Here is an 853-nt window from a genome sequence, read left to right as displayed (position 1 = left end):
GTTGTGGCTAATTTAACCAATAAACTAATTATTTATGAAATATACTTTAATTTTCATTTTTTCATTTTTATCATCTACCATTTATTCTCAGTCAATAAATACAGAACTTAAAGCAAGATTAGATTCCATTCTAGTACTTGATCAAGCACCTCGTGCATTAATGGATCCAAATATTAGTGATGAGCTAAAAACGAAATATTTGGGTAAGTTAGGATTGACTGAAGATGAATACGATAAAAATAAATGGGGTATTGTAATTAAATACGACTCAATAAATCTGAAAAGAGTTGAGAAAATAATTAATGAATATGGATATCCTGGTAAATCATTAGTAGGTGAACCTACTAACCGTGCAGTATGGTATGTTATTCAACATTCTGATAAGATAGCAAAATATTTACCAATCATTAAAGAAGCAGGTGAGAAGGGAGAGATACCAATGACATCTGTTGCTATGATGGAAGACCGATTTTTGATGGAGAGTGGTAAAGAACAAGTTTATGGAACTCAGGTTTGGGGTGGTGACATTACAGATGAAAAAACTGGAAAGAAAAAAAGAGAATACATTGTTTGGCCAATTAAAAATCCGAAAAATATAAATGAGATTAGAAAGTCTGCTGGATTTAAGAAAACAATAGAGGAATATGCATTAGACCTAGATGTAGAATATAAAATTTACACCTTAGAACAGGTAAAATTAATGTTCGATAAATTTAAAAACTAGCCACAACAACGGCTATAGTTCATTGCGGCGGAATTTCCTCTCGGCAATTCCTGCTTATTTGCTAACTTTGGTTTACGGCGGAATAGTTCTGCCGAACCATTCCGCAACGAAACCATAGCCAAAACCGTT

1 protein-coding gene is annotated in these 853 nt (G+C 32.7%); it reads left to right on the top strand.

Going from position 1 to position 853, the window contains the following annotated elements:
- The first annotated feature begins 34 nt into the window (after window positions 1-34).
- The gene (locus G3567_RS13215) at window positions 35-724 is read left to right on the top strand and encodes a DUF6624 domain-containing protein (protein ID WP_164005789.1); all 690 of its coding nucleotides are present in this window, start codon (window positions 35-37) and stop codon (window positions 722-724) included.
- Window positions 725-853: the final 129 nt, after the last annotated feature.

This window comes from Psychroflexus aurantiacus (assembly GCF_010820555.1).
In the GTDB taxonomy this organism is placed as follows: domain Bacteria; phylum Bacteroidota; class Bacteroidia; order Flavobacteriales; family Flavobacteriaceae; genus Psychroflexus; species Psychroflexus aurantiacus.
This window is presented reverse-complemented; position numbering and strand designations above follow the sequence as displayed.